The 22,141-nt window shown below is 36.8% G+C and carries 19 protein-coding genes; 11 read left to right on the forward strand and 8 right to left on the reverse strand.

Going from position 1 to position 22,141, the window contains the following annotated elements:
- Positions 1-7 precede the first annotated feature (7 nt).
- From HND50_11385 to HND50_11415, 7 genes are all read right to left on the reverse strand, one after another.
- Complete coding sequence (locus HND50_11385; protein ID NOG45831.1) at positions 8-808, reverse strand: inositol monophosphatase; 801 nt, start codon at positions 806-808, stop codon at positions 8-10.
- A gap of 143 nt (positions 809-951) precedes the next feature.
- Positions 952-1,896, reverse strand: coding sequence for a 3'(2'),5'-bisphosphate nucleotidase (locus HND50_11390; protein NOG45832.1), 945 nt, complete (start codon positions 1,894-1,896; stop codon positions 952-954).
- Positions 1,897-2,010: 114 nt separating this feature from the next.
- The gene (locus tag HND50_11395) at positions 2,011-2,589 is read right to left on the reverse strand and encodes a hypothetical protein (GenBank protein NOG45833.1); all 579 of its coding nucleotides are present in this window, start codon (positions 2,587-2,589) and stop codon (positions 2,011-2,013) included.
- Between the two features lie 143 nt (positions 2,590-2,732).
- Positions 2,733-3,281 (reverse strand): hypothetical protein, encoded by a 549-nt coding sequence (locus HND50_11400; GenBank protein ID NOG45834.1) that lies wholly within the window; start codon positions 3,279-3,281, stop codon positions 2,733-2,735.
- Between the two features lie 142 nt (positions 3,282-3,423).
- Complete coding sequence (locus tag HND50_11405; GenBank protein ID NOG45835.1) at positions 3,424-3,789, reverse strand: DUF2200 domain-containing protein; 366 nt, start codon at positions 3,787-3,789, stop codon at positions 3,424-3,426.
- Positions 3,790-3,805: 16 nt separating this feature from the next.
- Positions 3,806-4,393: a class I SAM-dependent methyltransferase gene (locus HND50_11410; protein ID NOG45836.1), complete on the reverse strand. Its 588-nt coding sequence runs from the start codon at positions 4,391-4,393 to the stop codon at positions 3,806-3,808.
- Positions 4,394-4,479: 86 nt separating this feature from the next.
- The gene (locus tag HND50_11415; GenBank protein ID NOG45837.1) at positions 4,480-5,313 is read right to left on the reverse strand and encodes a hypothetical protein; all 834 of its coding nucleotides are present in this window, start codon (positions 5,311-5,313) and stop codon (positions 4,480-4,482) included.
- A 229-nt stretch (positions 5,314-5,542) separates the two neighbouring features.
- Here HND50_11415 and HND50_11420 point away from each other — a divergent pair, with 229 nt between their 5' ends.
- Positions 5,543-11,050 (forward strand): alpha-2-macroglobulin family protein, encoded by a 5,508-nt coding sequence (locus tag HND50_11420; GenBank protein NOG45838.1) that lies wholly within the window; start codon positions 5,543-5,545, stop codon positions 11,048-11,050.
- Positions 11,051-11,159: 109 nt separating this feature from the next.
- Here the strand turns inward: HND50_11420 and blaOXA are convergent, their stop codons facing one another.
- Positions 11,160-11,939, reverse strand: coding sequence for a class D beta-lactamase (gene blaOXA, locus HND50_11425; protein ID NOG45839.1), 780 nt, complete (start codon positions 11,937-11,939; stop codon positions 11,160-11,162).
- A gap of 164 nt (positions 11,940-12,103) precedes the next feature.
- On the opposite strand from blaOXA, the gene HND50_11430 reads away from it, so the two are divergent.
- The 10 genes from HND50_11430 (at position 12,104) to HND50_11475 (ending at position 22,062) form a co-directional block, all read left to right on the forward strand.
- Positions 12,104-12,382, forward strand: a complete 279-nt coding sequence (locus HND50_11430) for a hypothetical protein (GenBank protein NOG45840.1) — start codon at positions 12,104-12,106, stop codon at positions 12,380-12,382.
- Between the two features lie 4 nt (positions 12,383-12,386).
- On the forward strand, positions 12,387-13,181 hold the full coding sequence (locus HND50_11435; GenBank protein NOG45841.1) for an alpha/beta hydrolase: 795 nt from the start codon (positions 12,387-12,389) through the stop codon (positions 13,179-13,181).
- A gap of 285 nt (positions 13,182-13,466) precedes the next feature.
- Positions 13,467-13,760 carry a circadian clock protein KaiB gene (locus HND50_11440; protein ID NOG45842.1) on the forward strand — a complete coding sequence of 98 codons (294 nt, stop codon included), beginning with the start codon at positions 13,467-13,469 and terminating at the stop codon, positions 13,758-13,760.
- Complete coding sequence (locus tag HND50_11445; protein ID NOG45843.1) at positions 13,761-15,572, forward strand: response regulator; 1,812 nt, start codon at positions 13,761-13,763, stop codon at positions 15,570-15,572.
- A 106-nt stretch (positions 15,573-15,678) separates the two neighbouring features.
- Positions 15,679-17,286 (forward strand): phosphoenolpyruvate carboxykinase (ATP), encoded by a 1,608-nt coding sequence (pckA, locus tag HND50_11450; protein NOG45844.1) that lies wholly within the window; start codon positions 15,679-15,681, stop codon positions 17,284-17,286.
- A 151-nt stretch (positions 17,287-17,437) separates the two neighbouring features.
- The gene (locus HND50_11455) at positions 17,438-17,779 is read left to right on the forward strand and encodes a hypothetical protein (GenBank protein ID NOG45845.1); all 342 of its coding nucleotides are present in this window, start codon (positions 17,438-17,440) and stop codon (positions 17,777-17,779) included.
- A gap of 7 nt (positions 17,780-17,786) precedes the next feature.
- Entirely contained in the window at positions 17,787-19,490 is a 1,704-nt protein-coding gene (locus HND50_11460) for an OmpA family protein (protein ID NOG45846.1), read from the forward strand.
- A gap of 4 nt (positions 19,491-19,494) precedes the next feature.
- A complete protein-coding gene (locus HND50_11465; protein ID NOG45847.1) occupies positions 19,495-20,004 on the forward strand; it encodes a GTP-binding protein in 510 nt (169 codons plus the stop codon).
- Positions 20,004-21,353, forward strand: coding sequence for a sigma 54-interacting transcriptional regulator (locus tag HND50_11470; protein ID NOG45848.1), 1,350 nt, complete (start codon positions 20,004-20,006; stop codon positions 21,351-21,353). The genes HND50_11465 and HND50_11470 overlap by 1 nt, the downstream gene beginning before the upstream one ends.
- A 169-nt stretch (positions 21,354-21,522) precedes the next feature.
- Positions 21,523-22,062, forward strand: coding sequence for a hypothetical protein (locus HND50_11475; protein ID NOG45849.1), 540 nt, complete (start codon positions 21,523-21,525; stop codon positions 22,060-22,062).
- Positions 22,063-22,141 lie beyond the last annotated feature (79 nt).

Consider the following 22,141-nt stretch of genomic DNA (forward strand, 5'->3'; position numbering starts at 1 on the left):
TATCCTCTTAAATTGTTTTAAAAAACGGAAAACTGCGGCGAATAATTTCACCTAAATTTTCATGTATTTTTGTATTTGATGCAAGAACGTAAGAGCTGTTCATATAATAAGGCTTATTCCAAAAATCTGTGATTGTACCGCCGGCTTCTTTTATTAAAATTGAACCTGCCGCCATATCCCATGGTTTTAAACCAATTTCCCAATAGCCGTCAAATTTGCCACTGGCGATATAAGCCAGATCTATTGCAGCTGCACCAAGCCGTCTTGCTCCAATGCTTTGTTCAAAAATCCCTGCAAAGACTTCAAGATATTCTTTTAAAATGTGTTTATTTTTAAATGGAAATCCCGTTGCAATAAAACTTTCCGTTAAAGTTTCTGTCTGTGAAACCCGGATTGGCTTACCATTAAAAAATGCTCCTTGTCCTTTTTCGGCCCAAAACATTTCATTTGTGATTGGGTTATAGACAACACCACAAATTATTTCATCATCAAATTCCAGGCCAATTGAAACCGCAAAAACCGGGATATTATGCAAGTAATTTGTTGTACCATCCAAAGGATCAATAATCCAGCGATAAGAATTTTTTAGCGCATCTGTTCCGCTCTCCTCAGCAAGTATTTCATGCTTGGGAAAAGCCGACCGGATTATTTCAATAATTTTCTTTTCAGAGCTTTCATCAACAAAACTTAGGAAATCGACGGAGGATTTTTTGCGAATCTCACTTTGCTGAACTTTGCCAAAGTTTCCAGTTAATATTTTTCCGGCTTCTATGGCTGCTGTTTTGGCTGTCTCGAGAAAATTGGTCATATTCCAAACTTGTCATTCAGAGCGTAATGCAATGGAGTGAAGAATCTCATGATTTTAATTGAGTTAACCATTTGTGGATGCTTCGTTCCTCAGCATGACACCTATAAAAAAAGCCTTGCAGGCAAACACCCACAAGGCTCAAATTAATTTACATTTTCCAAAACCATGTCGTGGAATTGACCATTTGTGCCAATCACGCCACGGTTATTTTTTAGTTTTTTTCCCTGGCTAAAATCCAGTGGATTGCCATTTATATCGCTGATAATTCCACCTGCTTCTTCTACAATTATTACGCCGGCCGCATGGTCCCATATCTTTTCACGATAATCGGGCATTTCCGGCTTTGGCAGCCTCAAATAAACTTCTGCTTTGCCTTGGGCCAGAACGGCATATTTTACCTGGCTGTCTACACGTACCGAATCTTTGCGCTCTCCAAAGGCATCAATTATTTTAGCTTGTGCACCATGGTTGGCATGTCCGGTTTCCACACTTTCCAGAAAGCGTACTTTTTCATCCGGGTTTTGATTGGAGACATTTATATCGCGTGAACTGTCCATGGAGAAATTGCAAGCTACTGAACCGTCTCCTTTTGTGGCATATAAAAGTGTGCCTTGGTTTTGATCATCATAATCAAGGTTTGGGCAGCCCAACACGCCAAGAACAATTTCACCATTTTTAATTAGGGCCAATGCCACCGCATATTGTTCGCCACGCAAAAATCCTTTAGTGCCGTCAATAGGATCCAAAGTCCAAAACAGATCATTGGCTTCCCCGTTACCTAAATCGATGGCATCAATTATCTGATCGTTATGCCAATCGCCTAAAAACGATTTAATTTTATCTAACAGTGATTTGTTTTCTGCTTCTTTTAATGAGCCGGAATCTTCTTCGCCAACAATTGGGATATCCGGAAATTGTTCATTTAATATGCTGCACACAATTGCCTGAGATGCATAATCTGCAATTGTTACCGGGCTTTTATCTTTTTTTGTGATGCTGTCTTCGCTAACAAGCTGCGCCTGAATTTCGCTGCAAATCATTGAGGCGGCTGTAACCGCTTTAATAGCACTGTTTAGATATTTTTCCATCCATGAATCCGATCTGTTTGAGAGGTGATTTGTTGTGGCGCAAAATTACAGTTATTAGGATTGGAAAGCAAAGGAAGTTGACATGAAAATTTTTTATTGAAAAGGAGAATATATTTAATATTCAGTGTTCAAAATCCAGTTAACTATCATTTCATCAGACATCAATTTTCCAATTACCCGGTAGTCGGAGTCCTTCAAAGGATTATCTGTGTTTAGCTTTTCAGACATAACTCCAATTTCCGGCTGATAGTAATTTGAATGAACAAAACTTGTTTTATTATTTTTTACAATGATGAACCCGACATGACTATCAAGCCCGACTAAGTAAAGGCCATCTCCAGCATCTTGAAGATGTTTTTCTACTTCAGAAATTGGTCTGTTTGAAAAACGTTTGATATTATTCTTGGCAAGTTTTTTAATGAATACTTCCGATGCGGACTGCGCCCATTGAACTCTTGGAATATTAAATCCAACATCGGTTAAGATATTTGTTACAAAATAACCACAGGCAATTTTTCCCTGTCCTGGTATTCTGGTTGCCCCATTAAAATCCCATTCTGTTCCATACCAAAAAGGAAAAATATCAGATGCTATTGTTTTGATTAAGAATTTTCTTGCCTGGTTGACGATTGAATCTTTTGTTGTGGAATCGGAGATAGTATATAATTTTTTTATTTCCTCTCTTTGAACCACTATTTCCTGAATAACAGTTGAATACTCCTTTACTTCAGTTTGTCCGTTGCTGGGAACTGCTGAAAAAAGGGATACTATTATTATTATTATCAAGAATTTATTGGATATGAGATTTTTGTCCAGAAAAGTTTTCCTTTTGTTGATTATCTCGTTGATTGATCCACCTTTTTTAGCACAAATTTTGTTTGGAACCTTCCATACCATGCAGGTCGCGTTCCATCAGGATAAATTTCATCAAACATTGTTAAATCCATTTTATTGTTTTCTATCTTGAACCGATAAAACTGTTTACCGCCCTCAAAACCAGGAACTTTGGCGATCTTTGCCGTTGTGGTTATTGTTGAATCAGAGTATCTGTAATCTCCACAATTAAAAACTATCGATTTAAACCCTGATAATATTTCGGGGTCGGTTGGTTGGGATAGATTTTGGAAAGGAACCCTTGGAACGTCTGTTGGAGTCCACATGATTGAATAGCTATCAGCAGTTAATATTAACATTCCTGGTTGGGCTTTTTCGATTGAAAAGGTTGTGTCCTTGGTAATCCAATGGATTGATTGCATTTCCCAGGTTCCTAAAAATGTAGGGTTTTTAATATCCTGCTGTTTTTCTTGAGAATAATTCTGACAGGAGCAGAGCACCATGATAAGAAATAATAAAAATGTGGTTGTAAAAATTAGTTTTGAACTCATTGTTTTTCCCTTCTCAACATTATGTAAGCTTTCTAATTGTAGTAATTGGTTGATTAGTGCCCTTCGATTATATGTCCGGTCTGGTTTTGAATTATAGCTTTGTGGTTGCAGTTATTTCCTGAGATATTATTTGTAAGTTGATTTAAGGTTGCCTTAATATTTTTTCCATCTTTCTGCCTTTGGCCAATTCGTCAACCAACTTGTCCAGGTACCTCACTTGTTGTGTTAAAGGTGTTTCAATCTCTTCTATGCGGTAGCCGCAAATAACGCCTTTAATCAATTCCGCATTTGGATTTAATTTTGCTTGTGCAAAGAATGTTTTAAAAGTCGCTTTTTCATCAATTAGCTGTTGAAGCTTTTCGTTATCAAAGCTGGTCAGCCACTCAATCACCTGTAGCAACTCTGCTTTGGTCCGGCCTTTCTTCTCGACTTTTGTGATATAGTGTGGATACACTGAGGCGAAAGTCATTTTTGCGATCCGCTCATCATGTTCGGGTGTTGTTGTCATACCTAATCTCCTGGGATTATTTTATTATTTCAATTTTGTAAATTTTAATAAGGGGATCGAAAGTGTCAATTTTGGTGTACTGAATATTTTCAATGGAATTTATTAACCCTTCAGTGAAGCCATTTTTTTTATAACTATTATAATTATGGTAATGTCCTGTAAACCTTTGGTCCAACCACAGCAGTGTGTTCTGTCTGCGATTTTCAGGTTTTGAAAATCCACACACAATAATTGTTTTTGAAGTACCAATAATTCTTTTTAATAATTCCTTTGTTTCGGTCCATGGCAGTACATGGAAAAACAGACTTGCTATTGAATAATCAATTTTTGTTTCAGGTAAAAACTCTTTTGATAAATCTTTTATTTCAAATTCAAGATTGTTAATACCCTCTTTTTTTTTACGTTTAGCGCAATATGCAATCAATGGTTCCGATATATCCAGGCCAATCCCTGTGTGAATTTTTCCTGATAGATTAAAAAGTAAATCGCCATTTCCACATCCAAACTCTACCACAGTTGAATTTGGCTCAACAAGTTCTGTAATTTGCTGACGTATAGGACGTAAGTATTTGTCTACCGTATTTGCTTTAAATGTTCCTATCATATTAATTACTATTTGACAATTTTTTTTTTGCCGCTAAACTATCATATATAAAATAAAATGTAAAATAATAAGACACATCCATGATGTTAAAAAGGTTTTGGGTTAAAGCCAATTCCAAAACTTATACCCGGACCTTTAAAATTTTTCGAAACTAAATACGACAAATTAATTGAAAATTTAATATTTCTTTCAATTACATATGAACCTATAGAAGCACCAAAGGCAAAGGGATCATCAGAATTAATCCCAAATACCGCACCTGCATCTATGGACCATATAGTCTTCGGAATTTGTATTAAATCAAATCTTGAAGCTATATAATAAAAGCGTGAAGTCTCTCTCTTATCGTATCCGAACTCAGCAGGCCTGAAATTGATAAATAAGAAATTATTAACACCTAAACCAAAATAGTAACCTGGCTTTAGGGTAAATTCAATTTCCAGTGATTGGTTAACCAAATTATCCGAAACTATACCAATGTTTGATTTAAAAAAAACACCATTCTTTAAAGGGGGTTTGATAATCTCTTCATTTAAATATGCTTCTCCTGTTTCTGGAAAATTCAGAACTTCGAGCACACTAGTTGCATTATATTCAATGTTGTTTACACTAATTAAAAATACTGAATCAGGCCCGTCAGAATTCACAAACATTAAGTAGTTGTCAGACTCAGCTAATACCTTACATTTTATTCGGCTCGAATCATTTAAATAAACAAAGTCTGCTCTTGAAAAGATAAATGATTTTATAAACTCTTTCGGAACTATCCTTATTATCGGCCCTTTTTTTATACTTACATTTTGATCGGTTGAATGAGTTATTATTCCTTCATAGGCCTGGTCATTTATTAGTAAAATTGAATCAGCAATTAATTTGTTAACAGTTATGAATGTGAAAATTAGTAAGATTATATTTTTCATGGATTAATTTTAACAATTCTTAAACAACTTTACTTGGATTCAATTAATAAAAACAACAATTGATGTTATAATTTAACAGTTATGGAGCAAGTTACAAAATACACCTGATATAATCTCACAATCTGGCCATTTCTACCTTTTTTCTTTCTTGCCACGTTGGTATATTGCGTTAAGCGTTTCTCTCAAATTTCAAATACTATCTTTTTTACAAAACCAAGCGGGGCATCCAATGCGCAATTCTATTAAATCCATCCTGGCATTTTTAAGTATTATTTTTTTCTTGTTTATCTCCTGCGAAAAAACAGACACGGCAAAAATCTCTGAAGAAATTGATATGGAGACAGCAAAAACAATCAGCCATTTACCGCTGGAGGTGATGGAGCCAGATGGGTTAATTAAAATCCGTTTTGTAAACCCAGTGGTTGATGAGAAAAAAATTGGTGCGTCCGATCTTGAAGATGTCTTTGAATTTGACCCTGCTATTGAGGGTGCTTTATCCTGGCAAGATAAGAGGACTTTGGTTTTGAAGCCCACATCCGGGTTAATTGCACATGAAAACTATAGCGGCTCAATTGTCCTGGAAAATGTGGATGCCGATAAGTTTAAAGGAATGGAGCCGGTAAATTTTGAGTTTCGCGTTGCCGGCCAGGAATTGACTTCGTTTGATGGTGATTTTGAGCTGGCAGAAAAAGGCAATCCTAAAAAAGTTTATTATGCCGGAACAATAAATTTCGCATTAAATGCAGATCCTAAAGTGATTGGACAATATTTAATTATTAAAAAAGGAGGCGTCAAAGTTGGGGTTAAAGTTGAAGCCGGATCAGGAACAAACCAAATCACTTTTAAAACGGATATAATTACCCGCAATAACATTGAAAAGAATTTTAGAATAGAGTTAATAAACGAGGAACTTAAGCTGCCTTCAGCTTTTTTTAGGGAAATTAAATTAGCCGCTCTTCAGGATTTAAGAATCAACAATATTAAAAAGGATGAAAGCGGTGGACAGCCCCGCGTAAAAATTGATTTTTCTGATGAGTTGGACAGAGAGCAAAATATTGATGGTTTTATTTCGATTGAACCAAAAATTGATTTCACCTTTCGCAAAATGGGAAAATCAGTTCTAATCAATGCGCCTTTTGAATATGGCAAAACATACACTTTTGATGTACAGAAAGGAATCGCCAGCAAATGGGCCACAAAAACCAAAACACTTTTTCATGAAATCATTACTTTTGAAGATTTACTGCCGGAAATCAAATTCTCCAAAAGCGGCGTTTTCCTGCCATCTACTAATCTACAAAAAGTTGCTTTTATGTCTGTGAACGTACGACGGGTAGAAATAAGTGTAACCCAGGTTTTCGAAAATAATATTGGACAATTTCTGCAAGAGGGCAATCTTGATGGTAATAAAAATCGAAATAATCGGTTTTGGGGTATCGAACGTGTTGGTGTAACACTTGCCACGCAAGATTTGGAAATCGGAGATACAAAAAATCGCTGGCTGCAACACGAAGTTGATTTGAGTAATCTTATCAAACCTACTATGAAAGGTTTATTCATCCTTTCACTGCGATTTGAACGAAATGATATGATTTGGGACAGCAATGCAAACAGCGAATATTCCTCTTACAGAAACCGCCGTAACCGCTATGGTGATCCAGGATCCTATTATTATATAAACAATAAAGGGCGCATTTTTAAGCCGGTTATTTTATCAGATATTGGCCTGACCTATAAAAAGCTGGATGGAAAAGCCATTGTTTATGCTACAAACCTGTTAAACACAGATCCGCTGGAAAATGTAAAAATCAGACTACGTACCTATCAAAACCAGGTAATTGCTGAACGAGTGACAAACAACAGTGGTATTGCCGAATTTGAAAAGACAGACAAGACAGTTTTTTATATCGAAGGCGAACGCGACGGGCAACAGAGCATAATTAAAATTAATGAAATGGCATGGAATATTTCCAATTTTGATGTGAGTGGAAAACAAAGAAGCAGTGGCGGGATAAATGCTTTTACATTTACAGAACGGGGTGTTTACAGGCCGGGTGATACTGTAAATGTTTCAATTATTGTGCGTAATAAATCCGGCACTTTTCCGGATGACCATCCCGTAACAATGAAAATTAAAAATCCTTTAGACCAGCTTGTCCATACAAAAACCCTTAAAAAGGCCAAAGATGGATTCTATTCTTTCCGTTTTAATACAAGCCCGCAAGACCCAACAGGGAATTATAATGCTCAGTTTTCCACGGGTGGTGCTAACTTTGCGCATACTGTAAAAATTGAAACAGTTGTACCCGAGCGACTGAAAATAAAACTGGAAACATCCCCAGAGAAAATAACTTTTGAACAAAGGAAACTGAATCTGGATATTCAGACAAATTACCTGTTTGGCAATCCTGCTGCAAACCTGGAAACAAATGTCAACGTTACTGTTCGTGATGTGCCGGTTTCATTTGCAAAGTATCCTGGATTTACTTTTAAGGCCGCACATACATCTTTCCAGGAAATTGATCAAAATGTTTCGCGCAAAAAGCTGGATGCGAACGGCCATTTAAACATCAACTGGAAGGCGCCCGATTTTAGCAAAGCACCTGGCCTGTTGAGAGCAAGTTTTAATGTAAAGGTTTTTGAAAAAGGCGGACGGTTTGCACAAAAAGACATCAGTGTTCCCATAGAGCCTTTCAAATATTTTGTAGGAGCCCAAAAGCCGGATTTAAAATGGGGTTATGCCCGAATAGGCAGAGATATAGAAATTCCTGTCATCCTTGTAAATAATGAAGGACAAAGTGTTTCCGGCAAACCATTGAGATACAAAATCTACAGAAATGAACGTTATTGGTGGTGGGAATACAACAGCCGCGATCAATACCGTATGCGTTATAAGTCCGACAGCAGCACCGATCTTGAAAAAGAAGGTCAGCTTATCTCCGGTACGATGCCAACCATTTTAACCTATAAACCCGAAGAGAGCGGGCAGTATTTGGTTGAAGTTTATGATGATTCTCCCGGCGGACATGTAACATCATTTTTTATTAGCGCCTATCGTTGGGGCGAAAATCCTGAACAACAGAAAAATGCCGGTACGCTTGTTTTAAAAACGGACAAAGAAAAATATGCACCGGGCGATGAAGCGGTGGTCACATTTCCTGTGCCGGAAAAAGGTGCAGCTTTGGTGACAGTTGAAAAAGGGCGTGACGTTTTGACAAGTACATGGCATAAATTGGAAAAAGGAAAAAATGAGCTGAGTATAAATATTTCTGTTACAGAAAAAATGCTGCCTACAGCTTACGTCTCGGTCTCGGTAATCCAGCCGCATAGCGAAACGACCAATGACCGGCCAATCCGCACATACGGCGTTGTTCCCTTAAATGTGGCCGATCCTGCAACAGAACAGGAAGTTTTTATCAAGATGGGTGACGAGCTGGAAACAGGCAAACCTTTTGAGGTAGAAATCCAGACAGCAGATAAAAACCAAACCCAATTTACTGTGGCAGTGGTTGATGAAGGTTTGCTGCAACTTACCCGCTTTAAAACACCTGAGCCCTGGAAACATTTTTACAGCAAAGAGCGGCTTGGCGTTTTGACCTATGACTTATATGGCCATATTCTCGGTGCCAACCATGGTGATATTTTCCGTACTTTTTCCATTGGTGGTGGCATGGAAATGGATAAAATGAGTGCTGAGGAAGATGAAGATAAAACAGCTAAGCGTTTTAAAGCCGTCTCAATGTTTGAGGGACCGTTGCAAACAGACAGAAACGGTCATGCAAAAGTAAGTTTTAAAATGCCGGATTATATCGGGGCAGTGCGGGTGATGGTTGTTGCAGCAAATAACGCACGTTATGGTAACACAGAAAAAACTGTTCCGGTTAAATCGGATCTTATGCTGATGCCAACACTTCCCCGTGTTCTTGGCCCGGAAGATGAAATCAGTGTTCCGGTAACTGTTTTTCCCATGAGGGAAAACCTGGGAGATACAAAAGTGACGCTGGAAGTGGATGGCCCGATCGAAGTAATGGGAGCAATTAGCCAGCAATTAAACTTTGCAAAACCTGAAGACAAAGACCTGCTTTTCAAGATTAAGGCAAAGGCCGGAGTCGGTATTGCCGCAATCAAAATAACGGCAAAGTCGTCCAGGGCCAGTGCAGAATATGAAACAGAAATCCAGGTTCGTACATCATCGGATATGGAATATTTGACTGAGGAAAAGACCGTTAAACCCGGTGATAAACTGACTATGAATATCCCTGGAAATGGCATCGCCGGAAGCAACCAGGCAACTCTTACAATCCGCCGTACCAAAGATTTGAATTTTGGCAAACGCTTGTACCGCCTGATCCGCTACCCTTATGGCTGTATTGAGCAGACCACATCATCGATCTTTCCGCAATTATATCTTGAAAAGTTCATACCAAAATCATCCCTTGCAAAAAAAGATATTGATGATAATATCAACAAGGGCATTAAAAGGCTACGCAAGTTTAAGCTACCGTCGGGTGCATTTGGCTATTGGCCAGGTGCCAAAACACCAAGCATGTGGGGTACAAATTATGCGGGTCATTTTATGATTGAAGCCAAACGCAAGGGGTATCATGTGCCGGATGATTTGATGAATGACTGGATAAAGTTTCAGAAATCGCAGGCTTTGCTTACATCAGGAAATATAAAAACCCGTATTTACAGATTGTACCTTCTTGCGCTTGCAGGTGAGCCCATTATAGGCCCAATGAACCTGATTCGTGAATCCAGTTTATCTGCACTTAAAGATGTTGAGCGTTGGATGCTGGCCTCGGCATATAAATTGGCGGGCGTTGAAAGTGAAGCAAATACAATCCTGAAATCTACAGGATTTTTTGTAAAGCTTTACCGTGAATTTTCCGGGACGTATGGTTCCAGTGATCGAGACAAAGCGATGATTCTGGATCAGGTAGTTCAGTTTCAGCAATATGAAAGGGCTAATAAACTGGTAGATGAACTGGCAACTTTATTAAGGTCAAAGTCGTGGCTTTCTACCCAGGAGAGTGCATTTATTTTACTTGCCATGGGCAAATATTTAAATGCAACAAGCACCGACGATCAAAAACCAATTTCTGGAAAAGTTACGCTGCCAACTGGTGAAAAGGTAGCTTTCAATTTTGAGGGGGCAACATTTGATTTGCCGGTTGAAGAAGGATTTGGTGATAATCTTTCTATCGAGTTGGACAATTCGACTAAGGCCAAACGTGTTTTTGCAATATTAAACTGGAGTGGACAGCCTTTAAAAAGCACTCAGAAGGATGAATCGAAAAACCTGGAACTTGACATTCAATGGTTGGATGAATCTGGCAGAGTTATAAACCCGGCAAATGTAAAACAGGGTACAACTTTTTGGGGGCGTTATAGTGTAAAAGTGCAAAACAGCCGTTTGACTGTAGAAGAATTAGCCTTGACCCAAATTCTCCCTGCCGGCTGGGAAATTGAAAACCTGCGTCTCAATCAATCGGATCTGCCATCTTGGACCAGAAATTATAAACTAAAAAAAGCGGAATATGAAGATATTCGTGATGACCGGATTAGCTGGTTTTTCGATCAGCGAGGGTATGAAAAACAAAAAGATTTTCTGGTAAAAATAAATGCTGTTACCGTTGGTGAATTTTTCTTGCCGGGTGCAACTTTCAACGCCATGTATGACAATGAATACCGGGCAACCAAATCCGGCAAAACGGTTGTTGTGACTGGAAGGTAAAAGTTGATTATCGATGCCATCCGACAGCGGTAGGATGGCATCCTTTTTTGAGGATTTTACTGTTAAACAACCTGACTTTTTTGCATCAAGGGTAAAAAAGTCGAAAAAATTAATCCAGTCCAAAAATCTCAAAAGTAATTTTGCGGCGCTTCTTTCCATCTTCATTATTTCTAATATCAATATTCATGGCAAAAAAGAAAACGTTGTCATCTTTTTCCAGCCAGCCCACATACCAGCCAATTTGTGGATTAAAACGAATCGCCCAACCCGTTTTTGCATGTAGTGTATAATCCTCTTTTTTCTTGCGGATTGTAATTTCTTTTACAATATCCATCGACCTTTGAGAAAAAGGAAGTTGGTTAAGGTATAATTTTTTTAAAAGTTCAATTTGTTGTTTTGGCGTAATACGAATGCCGCCATCCAGCCAAAAGCGGTCTATACCACCGGAAATATTCCGGTTGCCATAACCCACACTATCAATCCAAAACTGCATTCTCTCTTCACCAATACGGCGGGCACATTCCTGGTAAAACCAAACAGCAGAATGCTCAATGGCACTGCTAAGATTGTGGTCACTTTCCCAATTTTTTAAAAACTTTTTTTTGCCATCCCACTTAAAAGTTTCATTTTCATCTTTAACAACTCCTTCTTCCAGAATAACGAGGGAGTTGAAAATTTTAAATGTTGAAGCAGGGATTGCAGCACTATCTGCCCGGGATGGATTATGGATTGTAAAATTACCGGCGTTTAGATCGTACAAGGCAAAAGTTCCTGTGGCGTTGTATTTTTTAAAAACAGCAGCTATTTGATCCGGACTAATGGCTTTTGATCTTTCTGCTGCTATGCTAAAAAGATTACTTACAAAGAGTAAAAGAAAAACCTTTTTCATTTATTCACCTCAAAAATATTTTCTGTTCCAGATTGCAAAATTTTAATATTTCCAAATATATTTATTTTTAGGTTAATTTGTTTCTATTCTTTTAAAATAATACAGAAATAAATTTAGCATTTAATGCCGTTCAATCTAAAAATATATACTAAACAGGTATAAAAATGGAAGAGAAAATTTTGACCTTGCATCCACAAGGCAAACAAGGTGTCAACATTCTCAAACGGCGGTACGATCAAATAAAAGATGATATTTTAAAAGTACTCGAAAATGAGGATGAGGTGACTTACCAGTATTTAAGCGATAAACTGGTCCATGAAATGTCAGATTCATTTGATGGTAAAGTTGTTTGGTATGTTGTAACTGTAAAGCAAGATTTAGAGGCGCGTGGAATTATTGAGCGAGTCCCCGGAACAAGCCCGCATAAAATCCGAATAAAATAGGCTTATGAAAGAACAAACTTATAATTTTAATTATAAAAATTTTGATTTAGAAGTTTCCTGTTTTGTACGACCGGGAGGTTCATCAACACTTCTATTTCTACATGGTCTGGGTTGTGCCAAAAATGACTTCTATGGCGCTACCCAAAATCAATATTTAAAAGAGATGACTTTGATTGGGATTGATTTTCCAGGTTGTGGCAATTCTTCTTATCCGGAAAAGGCCCGATTTGGAATTGATGATCTTGTAAATATAACTGATCTTGTGCTGGACAAATTAAACCCTGGAAAGATTGTGGTTTTAGGCCACAGTATGGGCGGTCTGGTTGGGCTGTTATTTACAGAAAAGTTTCCTGCAAAAGTTACGGCATTTATAAATGTTGAAGGAAATTTGGCAGGTAGTGATTGTTTTTTTTCACGCAAAGTTGCAGGAATGGAGAGAGGCGAATTTATAAACCATGCTTTTGAAAAATATATTTTTCGTGTAAAAATAAACCAAAATAAAGGTTTGCAGGAGCATGCTAAAATATTAAAAAAATATGCCAGCGCCGCAGCTATGCGTGATGTATGTCCAACCTTGGTAAGTTATTCTGAAGAAGAAGATGTGCTAAAACGGTTTTTAGATTTGAGAATGCCTGTCCAGTTTATTTATGGGTCGCAAAACAATAAATTGCCATATTTACCAGCTTTAAAAAACTCTCATTGCAAGATTGATGAAATAAGTAGCAGCGGACATTTTCCCTTCTATGAAAATCCTGATCTGTTTTATGAAGTAATTGCAAAATTTATAAAAATGAAGTGATGCGGTGATGAATGTTTTAAATCATATTTCCGCTTCATTTTGTTATTAATTTTTTCGATTCACTATTGCATAAACATTGCTCGTTTAATATTTACGATTATTATAAATAAATTCGTTATATAATTCTGATAGATAAAAATCATTAGAGCCGGAAATATCTTAATGTAGTTTAAGCTTCGTTCTACTTCCAACTCCAAAAAAAAAATACCAAAATAATGGATTGGCTTTTAAAGCCGAATACCTGTTTATTATTGTATTTAACAAAAAACCAACATTAAAGATTACATGAAAAATATTGTAGAATTGAGTCTTTATGTAAATGGCATGAACTCAAACAGCAACACCATCTACACTCGCTTAACAAAACAATGCGAAGACCAGTTTGGTACAGATTATTCACTAAATCTGTACGATTTAAAAAAAGACCCGGCCGCAGCAGTAAACCAAAATATTATGGCCACCCCTACCTTAATTCGTATTTCGCCGCTTCCCCAATTGCGTGTTACAGGAAACCTGACAAATATGAGAAATGTAATGTTGGCCTTAAAACTCCTACCCGGAAAAATAAAAGGATTTTAAATGATTCCGGAAAAACTAAATATATTGCAAATCGGCAATGATGCCGAAGACAATGCTTTTCTAAAATCAATCCTGAAACAAGAAGAACAAATTGATATAAAACTGTCCTGGAAAAAAAACCTAAAAGATGGTATTAAGTTTTGCAAAGGACTTAAAAATAAAGTTGATATTGTTTTACTGGATTTGTTTTTACCTGATTGCGATGGCTTAGCTACGATAAAACTGTTTGCGAATACTTTGCCTCAATTTCCTGTGATAATACTTGCTGGTTCTGAAGATGTTGGTATGGCCCGTGGCGCGCTGACATTCGGTGCGCAGGATTATATCATCAAGGGGCAATTTGAACGAACATTACTTGTAAAATCCTTATTATATTCTATTGAGCGACAACGTTTAAAATTAAAATACAGGGATCAAAAAGAAGATCTTGAACAGATCGAGGATAAATTACAAACTATTATAACAACCGATCTGGATGGAATTTTAATCATCGATCATAGAGGCCACATACGTTTTTCAAACCCTACTGCAGAAAAAATTATGGCAATGCCGGCAAGCCGGTTAATTGGTGAGCTCTTTGGTATTCCGCTTTTGGGCGATAATAATATTGCAGAAATTGAGGTTCACTCTACTCAAAAAACACCAGTTCTGGTTGAGCTGCAAATGGTGGATATTAACTGGCGTGGCATGGATGCCTATTTGTGTACAATGCGTGATATCACCGAACAGCGCTCCACCGAAACAGCCATTAAGGAAAATGAAGAAAAATTTATGGCAGTAGCCGGCAGTTCCTCAGATGCAATCATCCATTTTGATGAATCGCAAAACATTGTTTTTATTAATTTTGCGGCCGAAGAGATTTTTGGAATACAAAAAAAAGATGTTCTTGAGATTGGTTTGCATTACGTTTTTAAAAATAATCCGGACTTGCTAAAAATTATTGATAATTTAGGAACTGTTGCCAGCAAACAAATTTACCGGGATATAACCGGGTTTCGTGAAAATGAAGATTCCTTTCCGATGGAAGTTTCGTTGACCACATTTAAGAGGAAGGGCAAACGGCAGGTTGTTTGTATTATCCGTGATACTACAGAGCGCAGACGTGCTGAAAATGATTTGATGAAAACACGTCAGCAATTGGTAGAAACCCAGGATGAGTTAAAAAGCAACAGGCAAAAACTGGTAGAAGTTGAAAAGCTGAATAGCGTGAAAGAATTGGCCGGCGCAATTTCACATGAATTTGCACAACCTTTGCAAGCCTTGTACAACTATTTGCACTTAATCCAGAATGTGGAAGCACGCGATGAGTATTTTGAAAAATCACGCGAAATGCTAAACCGCATTTCAGAATTGACCACAAACCTGAAAAATATTACAACAATCCATAAAATGGATTATCTGGAATCAAAAATACTTGATCTTTTTGCCTCGAGTGAACCGGGAAGAAAAGTATTAAAATCCAAAATTTTAGTGGTTGATGATGAGCGGGAAATTCTTGAAACAATGATGGATATTTTTAAAAATGCCGGCTATTTGTGCAAAGGCGCCAGTGATGGTAAAGAAGCCTTCGAATTAATCCAAAACGAGGCTTTTGATTTAATTTTATGTGATGTTATGATGCCAAGGATGAACGGCGTGGATTTGTTAAGAAATATTAAACGAATAAAATATAAGACACAATTTATATTTTTAACGGGTTATGATATTCCTCTTGAATATGAGGAAATGGTGCATGAAGCAAACTATACAATCCAAAAACCTATATCATTTAATGACTTGTTAAACTATGTCGAAAACGCTTTATATAATTAAAGTCATTTTTATCTTAAAATATTAGAAACTAATGTTTAAAAGCATTTTTTTTTTTTGTAAATTAACAATTGCTAGTAATTAAAACCAAAGATTAGAGGAGTAAGAAATGTCAGTTAAAGTAGATCTTTCAAAATATGGAATTAAGGATGTAACAGATATTGTTCACAATCCGTCCTATGACACTTTATATGAAGAAGAACTGAAACCTGAACTTAAAGGATATGAGCGTGCACAAAAGACTGAGCTTGGTGCATTGAATGTAATGACTGGTATTTTTACCGGTCGCTCACCAAAGGATAAATTTATTGTAGCTAATGATGCCACAAAAGAGCATTTTTGGTGGACAACCCCGGAATCCCCAAATGATAATAAACCCATTACTGAGGAAGCCTGGAACTACCTTGAAGAAATTACCACAAAACAGCTTTCTGGTAACCGTTTATTTGTGGTAGATACTTTTTTAGGTGCTAATAAAAATAGCCGCCTGAAAGTACGTTTTATTATGGAAGTTGCATGGCAAGCCCACTTTGTAACAAACATGTTCCTCCGTCCAACAGCAGAAGAATTGGAAGACTTTGGTGAACCGGATTTTATTGTTATGAATGCTTCAAAAACAGAAAACGACAGATGGAAAGAATTTGGAATGAACTCCGAAGTTTATACCTGTTTTAACCTGGAAAAGAAAATGCAGGTTATTGGTGGTAGCTGGTATGGTGGCGAAATGAAAAAAGGTATGTTCGCTATGATGAACTACTACTTGCCACTTAACGGTATGGCTGCAATGCACTGTTCTGCAAATGTTGGCAAAGACGGCGATGTTGCTATTTTCTTCGGTTTATCCGGAACAGGTAAAACCACACTTTCAACTGATCCTAAACGCCAGTTAATTGGTGATGATGAACACGGCTGGGATGATGATGGGGTATTCAACTTCGAAGGTGGTTGCTACGCTAAAACAATAAACCTGGATAAAGAGGCTGAGCCGGATATTTTCAATGCAATTAAACGTGATGCACTTTTGGAAAACGTTACAGTTGCCGAAGATGGAACAATCGATTTCAACGATGGTTCTGTTACAGCTAACACACGTGTTTCTTATCCAATTCATCACATTGAAAACATCGTAAAACCTGTTTCCAAAGCCGGACATGCCAACAAAGTGATTTTCCTTTCTGCCGATGCTTTTGGAACATTACCTCCGGTTGCTAAACTTACACCGGAACAAACCAAATATCATTTCCTGTCTGGTTTTACTGCAAAATTAGCTGGTACCGAGCGTGGTGTAACAACCCCACAACCTACTTTCTCTGCATGTTTTGGTGCTGCTTTCTTAACCTTACATCCAACTAAGTATGGTGAAGAATTAGTTAAGAAAATGGAACAACATGGTGCAGAAGCATACTTAGTAAACACAGGATGGAATGGTTCTGGTAAAAGAATCTCCATTCAGGATACACGTGGAATAATCGATGCTATCCTTGATGGTTCAATCGAAAAAGCTGAAACTAAGCAAATTCCGATTTTCAACTTAGAAGTTCCTACTGCTTTGCCAGGTGTTGACAGTGGAATTCTTGATCCGAGAGATACCTATGCTGATGCAAGTGAATGGGAAGAAAAAGCAAAAGATCTTGCCGGTAGATTTATTAAGAACTTTGAGAAATACACAGATAATGAAGAAGGCAAAGCACTTGTTGCTGCCGGTCCTCAATTATAAATTATTACCTCATGGGCCATGCAAAATCTTTGCATGGCCTTTTTTTAGTGACCTATGTGTTTGCAATTTTTGAAAAAAAAGTGTAGGCTGTATCTGTTTTATCTATCCCCGTTAAAATTTATTTATGTCCTAATTATTACAAAGGTTTGTCATGAGTAAATCAAATGATATTTCCCAAATCCGCAACTTAATTTTTGGTGAAACCATTAAGAGTTTTGATGAAAAATTTGCAAAAGTGGATAGCGAAATTTCCTCAATAAATAAAAAGCTTGATCAGTTTCTTGAGCAGCTATCAAGTGAAAAATCTGAAAGGCAGAATGGGGCAAATCAAATTGATGAAACCCTGAAAAATGTTAATTCTCAAATCCAGGAAATGCAAAAAACGTTGATGGATAAGTTGAATACTCTTGAAGATTCAAAAACAGCAAACGTGGATTTAGCAAAAATCTTTAGTGATTTAGCAGCTCAGCTTAGCAACGGTGAAAACAAGTAAGCATCCCATGCCTGATTTACAACCCACAGAAACAGAAGCTTTAGATAAGTTAAAAGCCATTCTGCTCAGTAGTGAAAAAGATAGAATCGCTCATCTTGAAGCTGAGATGAAAGATTTGTATCTGCGTTTAAATGATAAAGAACAACTGCTTGAATCTCTTGATCCAATAATTGCCGATCTTTTATATAAAAAAATTATAGAGTCCAAATCTCAAATGGCCGAAGCCCTTGGACCGGTTATGGGTGGCGCCATTCGCAAACAAATTGCCGAGGCAAAAGATGATATGGCCGATGCTTTGTATCCGGTAATTGGCCAGGCTGTACGTAAGTCTGTTGCCGAGGCAATGAAAAACCTGATGCAGGCCATCAATGAACGAATTGATAATATTGTAAACCAGGGTTTTCGTTCGGGTAAAAAAGTAGATCATGAAACTCTATTGAAACAATCATTGCCTTTCCATTTGCAGGAAATTTTCCTTATCCACAAAAAAACAGGTCTTCTACTTTCACACGCATCGTTTTCTAAGGAAAATAATGGTAACGAAGATGTGATTAGTGGCATGCTTAGCGCGATTAGAGAATTCTCTAAAACAGCTTTCGCAGCCGGTGGACAAAGCTTGCACGAAATTAAATATGAAGATTTAAATATAATTATTGAAGACGGAAAATATGCCTATCTTGCTTTTGTTGTAAAAGGTGTGCCTTCAACAAATTTTAAAGAAATTATCAAAGAGCTTGAGAATAAAATCCATTTGCGCTTTTATAAAGACATGCGAGGTTTTGATGGTGAAACAAGTTCATTTACCGATGTAAAAGATCTTCTTTCTGGTTTTATTTCATCTGTGCACGAGCCCATGTTTAAAGAAGTGCTGGCACAGGAGGATGGAAACAAAAGTAAACCGAAAGGGGTACTTTATCTCCTGATTTTAATTTTGATAATTGTCTCAATTTATTTCTTTTGGCCTTCAGGAGTTGATATAGACGAAAAATATTCTTCGATTATCGAGAATTATCAAAATAAGCCCGGATCATTTTTTACCGCCCAAAAAAGTGAAAGCAATATTATCCTAAAAGGATCAGTTTTTGAAGCAGATCGTGATAAACTAATCTCTGAATTGGAAGGTTTAGAACTGAATATTGAAAGCCAAAACTTATTTATTTTACCTTCCTTCGAGCAACTCCAGGCACAATTATTGTCTGTTAAGGGTGATCTAAATACTGCATCAGAATTAAATCTTGTAGTTGATTCTTCTCAGATAATCATAGGCGGAACAGTTGAATCCAGGCAGCAAAAATTTCTTGCAGCTACATTATTTGCAGAAAAATCTTCGCTTCCGGTTGTTATTAATGAAATTAATGTGGCTACCAATAAACCACTTTACATGGCATCGGATATTGATAGGCAGGTTCTTTATTTCGAAATAGGATCAAGTAAATTGACTACTCAATCCATACAAGTGTTAGATTCTGTCTTACTGATTCTGGATTCTATTACATTCAATAAAATCAATATTCATGGGTTTGCAGACAGCAGTGGTCCTCATAAATTAAATCAAAAATTTGCTAGCGAAAGGGCAATGGCTGTCAAAAAACATTTATTGGAAAATGGTGTTCCGCCAGACAAGGTTGGAATATCTTCTGCTGTTTTGGAAAATGGATTAGAGACTAGTATATATAAATCGAACAGACGTGTAATATTCAAAGTAGAATAAAGAAATGTCCCTGATTAAAAAGAAAATTTGTTTACTGGGTGATATTGGAGTCGGGAAAACCAGTTTGATTCGCCGTTTTGTGGAAGATTTATTTGATGACTCCTATCTTACTACGATTGGTGTTAAGGTATCGCAAAAAAAGGTAGTCCTGGAAAACTCCAAAGAACTTTTTTTAATGATTTGGGATGTAGAAGGTGCAGCGAATACAAATGAGATAAATACAAATTATCTGACCGGGGCATCAGGTGCGATTATAGTTTCGGATTTAACACGGTTACAAACGGTTGAAATAAATAAAAATTTTATTGATATTTTTTTGAAAATTAATCCCGGAGCGCACGTTGTTTTGGCAGGAAACAAGGTGGACCTTATCACCAAAAAGCATCCGGGTTATAATTTTTTTACTGAGAACAGCAAAATTTTAGAATCTCCGTTTTTCTTTACAAGCGCAAAAGATGGTGAAAATGTCGAAGCCTGCTTTCAAAATATTTCCCAAAAACTGATTACAGATTGATGAAAGTTGTTGACCACATATTATCAAAAGCAAAAATTGCATTTGCTTTGATTAACCACAATCTGGAACTGGGTGACCATAATGATGCATTTCTTGATATCTGTTCTTCAACAGAAAAAGATGCATTTCGTACTAAACAAATTTTCGATTTAATCCCTGAGTTTATTGGGTTGGAAAACCAGTTAAAAAAAATCTCCTCCGGCAACGAAAAGCTCTTTAATATTCCATATTTAAACAGGGGCAATAAAGCTTACAATTGTTGCATAGAAAGTTATACTGATTCCAAAACACCATTGCTTATAACTTTTCAGGAAATCACTGAGCAGGCATCGTTAAAACAAAAACTGTCTCAAAAAGAAAATGAAATAAATATCCTCAAAGCCCAGCTAAGCACTCAAAATAAAATTGCACTTTCCGAGATAATCGGGGAAAGTGCGGCCATTCAAAAAATTAAAATGATTGTACCGCGTATTGGGAAGATTGAGACATCAAGAATATTGCTTGAAGGAGAAACAGGCACTGGGAAAAGTATGCTGGCGCAGGTTATTCATAATTCCTCTTCAAAAATTAATAAACCTTTTGTTGAGATAAACTGCGCGGCAATCCCCGAAACACTTTTGGAAGCAGAACTTTTTGGCAATATTAAAGGTGCTTTTACAAATGCAGTAGCAGACCGGATTGGTTTGATTGAATCAGCCAATGGCGGCACTTTATTCCTGGATGAGATTAGTGAACTGCCTTTAAACCTGCAGGCAAAATTGCTCTCTTTTTTGGAGACAAGAAAGTTTCGTCAGTTAGGAAGTAATAAAGAAAAAATGGTACAATTGCGTTTAATCGCGGCAACAAATAAAGGCCTGGCAAAATGTGTAGAAGAAGGTACATTTCGGGAAGATTTGTTTTACCGTTTGAATGTTGTGCTATTAACTTTGCCGGCCTTGCGCGAAATGGAGAATGATCTGATACTTCTGGCGAACCATTTTATTGCAAATTTCAATATGCTTTTTAATAAAAAGGTAAAAAACTTAAGTGCATCGGCAACAAAGAAATTATTAAATCATAGCTGGCCGGGTAACGTTCGGGAACTGAGTAATTGCATAGAACAAGCTATGATTTTTGCAGAAAGTGAAACTCTTGAAGCAGATGATTTTGTAATCAGAAAAAATACAACCATAGAAAATAAGCTAGACTATAATATACCTAGTAGCGGTATTGATCTTGAGAAAATGGAAATTGAGTTTTTAAAATCGGCTCTTACAAAAAGCAATGGAAATAAATCCAATGCGGCAAAACTTCTTGGTTTAAGCCGAGACACTCTACGCTATCGTTTGGAAAAATATAATATTTCCTAAAACCCTCCTGTGTTAAATCACCCGGATTTGTGTATTTGCCCCAAAATATTATTTAAGCCTACACTTAATTTATATTACTAAATCCAATAAAATAATAGAGTTATCTCCATTTTAAAACTTTGGCCTGTTTTTTGAAAGGTTGAGCATATATAATTTTTGGAGAACCTAAATGAACCTACTTTCAGGTTGCTTTACTGCATGCAGCAAAGAAGCAGATATTGTCCGCTGTTTAAATGAAGAACTAGTTCGCAGGAAAACAAATGGATATTTACCATCTGAGACTTTTAATTCAATTTTGGAATTGTTGATTGACAAACTAAAGACACATTCTTTTGATGGGGTCACATTGTTTACAGAAATGTGGAATACTTATGAAAGAAATTTTCATGTGATGGCATCGTTTCTCATTCCGGTCTATATGGAATACTTAAATCCTGAACAGGAAATGATTCTTTATGCAGCATTAAACACAATTGAAGACAGTGACCTGGCTATGCCTTTTGCATACAATATGTCATTGGCATATAATCCAAATTTCGATCAATGGAATTTATTTTTAAAAAAACTGTCCATGTCAGAAAACGAGATTATTCGTTATTCTCATAAAATCTTAATAAATCTTTTAAAGTCATCAAAAAAAGAAAAACAGATGCCGCACGAGTTCACAATTGAGGATGTAAAAAAAAGACACAGCCGATTAATAAAATAAATACCGTATATATTTCGATTTTGGTGAAATGACCAGAAAGCGGGGCAAATAACCCAAGGTTTTGTTGTTGTCGGTATTT

The sequence above is a fragment of the Calditrichota bacterium genome (assembly GCA_013112635.1).
In the GTDB taxonomy this organism is placed as follows: domain Bacteria; phylum Calditrichota; class Calditrichia; order Calditrichales; family J004; genus JABFGF01.

Excerpts from the sequence above, each read along its gene's own strand:
- HND50_11385 (NOG45831.1), bottom strand. The coding sequence starts at position 808 with ATGACCAATTTTCTCGAGACAGCCAAAACAGCAGCCATAGAAGCCGGA.
- HND50_11390 (NOG45832.1), bottom strand. The coding sequence starts at position 1,896 with ATGGAAAAATATCTAAACAGTGCTATTAAAGCGGTTACAGCCGCCTCA.
- HND50_11400 (NOG45834.1), bottom strand. The coding sequence starts at position 3,281 with ATGAGTTCAAAACTAATTTTTACAACCACATTTTTATTATTTCTTATC.
- HND50_11405 (NOG45835.1), bottom strand. The coding sequence starts at position 3,789 with ATGACAACAACACCCGAACATGATGAGCGGATCGCAAAAATGACTTTC.
- HND50_11410 (NOG45836.1), bottom strand. The coding sequence starts at position 4,393 with ATGATAGGAACATTTAAAGCAAATACGGTAGACAAATACTTACGTCCT.
- HND50_11415 (NOG45837.1), bottom strand. The coding sequence starts at position 5,313 with ATGAAAAATATAATCTTACTAATTTTCACATTCATAACTGTTAACAAA.
- HND50_11420 (NOG45838.1), top strand. The coding sequence starts at position 5,543 with ATGCGCAATTCTATTAAATCCATCCTGGCATTTTTAAGTATTATTTTT.
- blaOXA (NOG45839.1), bottom strand. The coding sequence starts at position 11,939 with ATGAAAAAGGTTTTTCTTTTACTCTTTGTAAGTAATCTTTTTAGCATA.
- HND50_11430 (NOG45840.1), top strand. The coding sequence starts at position 12,104 with ATGGAAGAGAAAATTTTGACCTTGCATCCACAAGGCAAACAAGGTGTC.
- HND50_11435 (NOG45841.1), top strand. The coding sequence starts at position 12,387 with ATGAAAGAACAAACTTATAATTTTAATTATAAAAATTTTGATTTAGAA.
- HND50_11440 (NOG45842.1), top strand. The coding sequence starts at position 13,467 with ATGAAAAATATTGTAGAATTGAGTCTTTATGTAAATGGCATGAACTCA.
- HND50_11445 (NOG45843.1), top strand. The coding sequence starts at position 13,761 with ATGATTCCGGAAAAACTAAATATATTGCAAATCGGCAATGATGCCGAA.
- pckA (NOG45844.1), top strand. The coding sequence starts at position 15,679 with ATGTCAGTTAAAGTAGATCTTTCAAAATATGGAATTAAGGATGTAACA.
- HND50_11455 (NOG45845.1), top strand. The coding sequence starts at position 17,438 with ATGAGTAAATCAAATGATATTTCCCAAATCCGCAACTTAATTTTTGGT.
- HND50_11460 (NOG45846.1), top strand. The coding sequence starts at position 17,787 with ATGCCTGATTTACAACCCACAGAAACAGAAGCTTTAGATAAGTTAAAA.
- HND50_11465 (NOG45847.1), top strand. The coding sequence starts at position 19,495 with ATGTCCCTGATTAAAAAGAAAATTTGTTTACTGGGTGATATTGGAGTC.
- HND50_11470 (NOG45848.1), top strand. The coding sequence starts at position 20,004 with ATGAAAGTTGTTGACCACATATTATCAAAAGCAAAAATTGCATTTGCT.
- HND50_11475 (NOG45849.1), top strand. The coding sequence starts at position 21,523 with ATGAACCTACTTTCAGGTTGCTTTACTGCATGCAGCAAAGAAGCAGAT.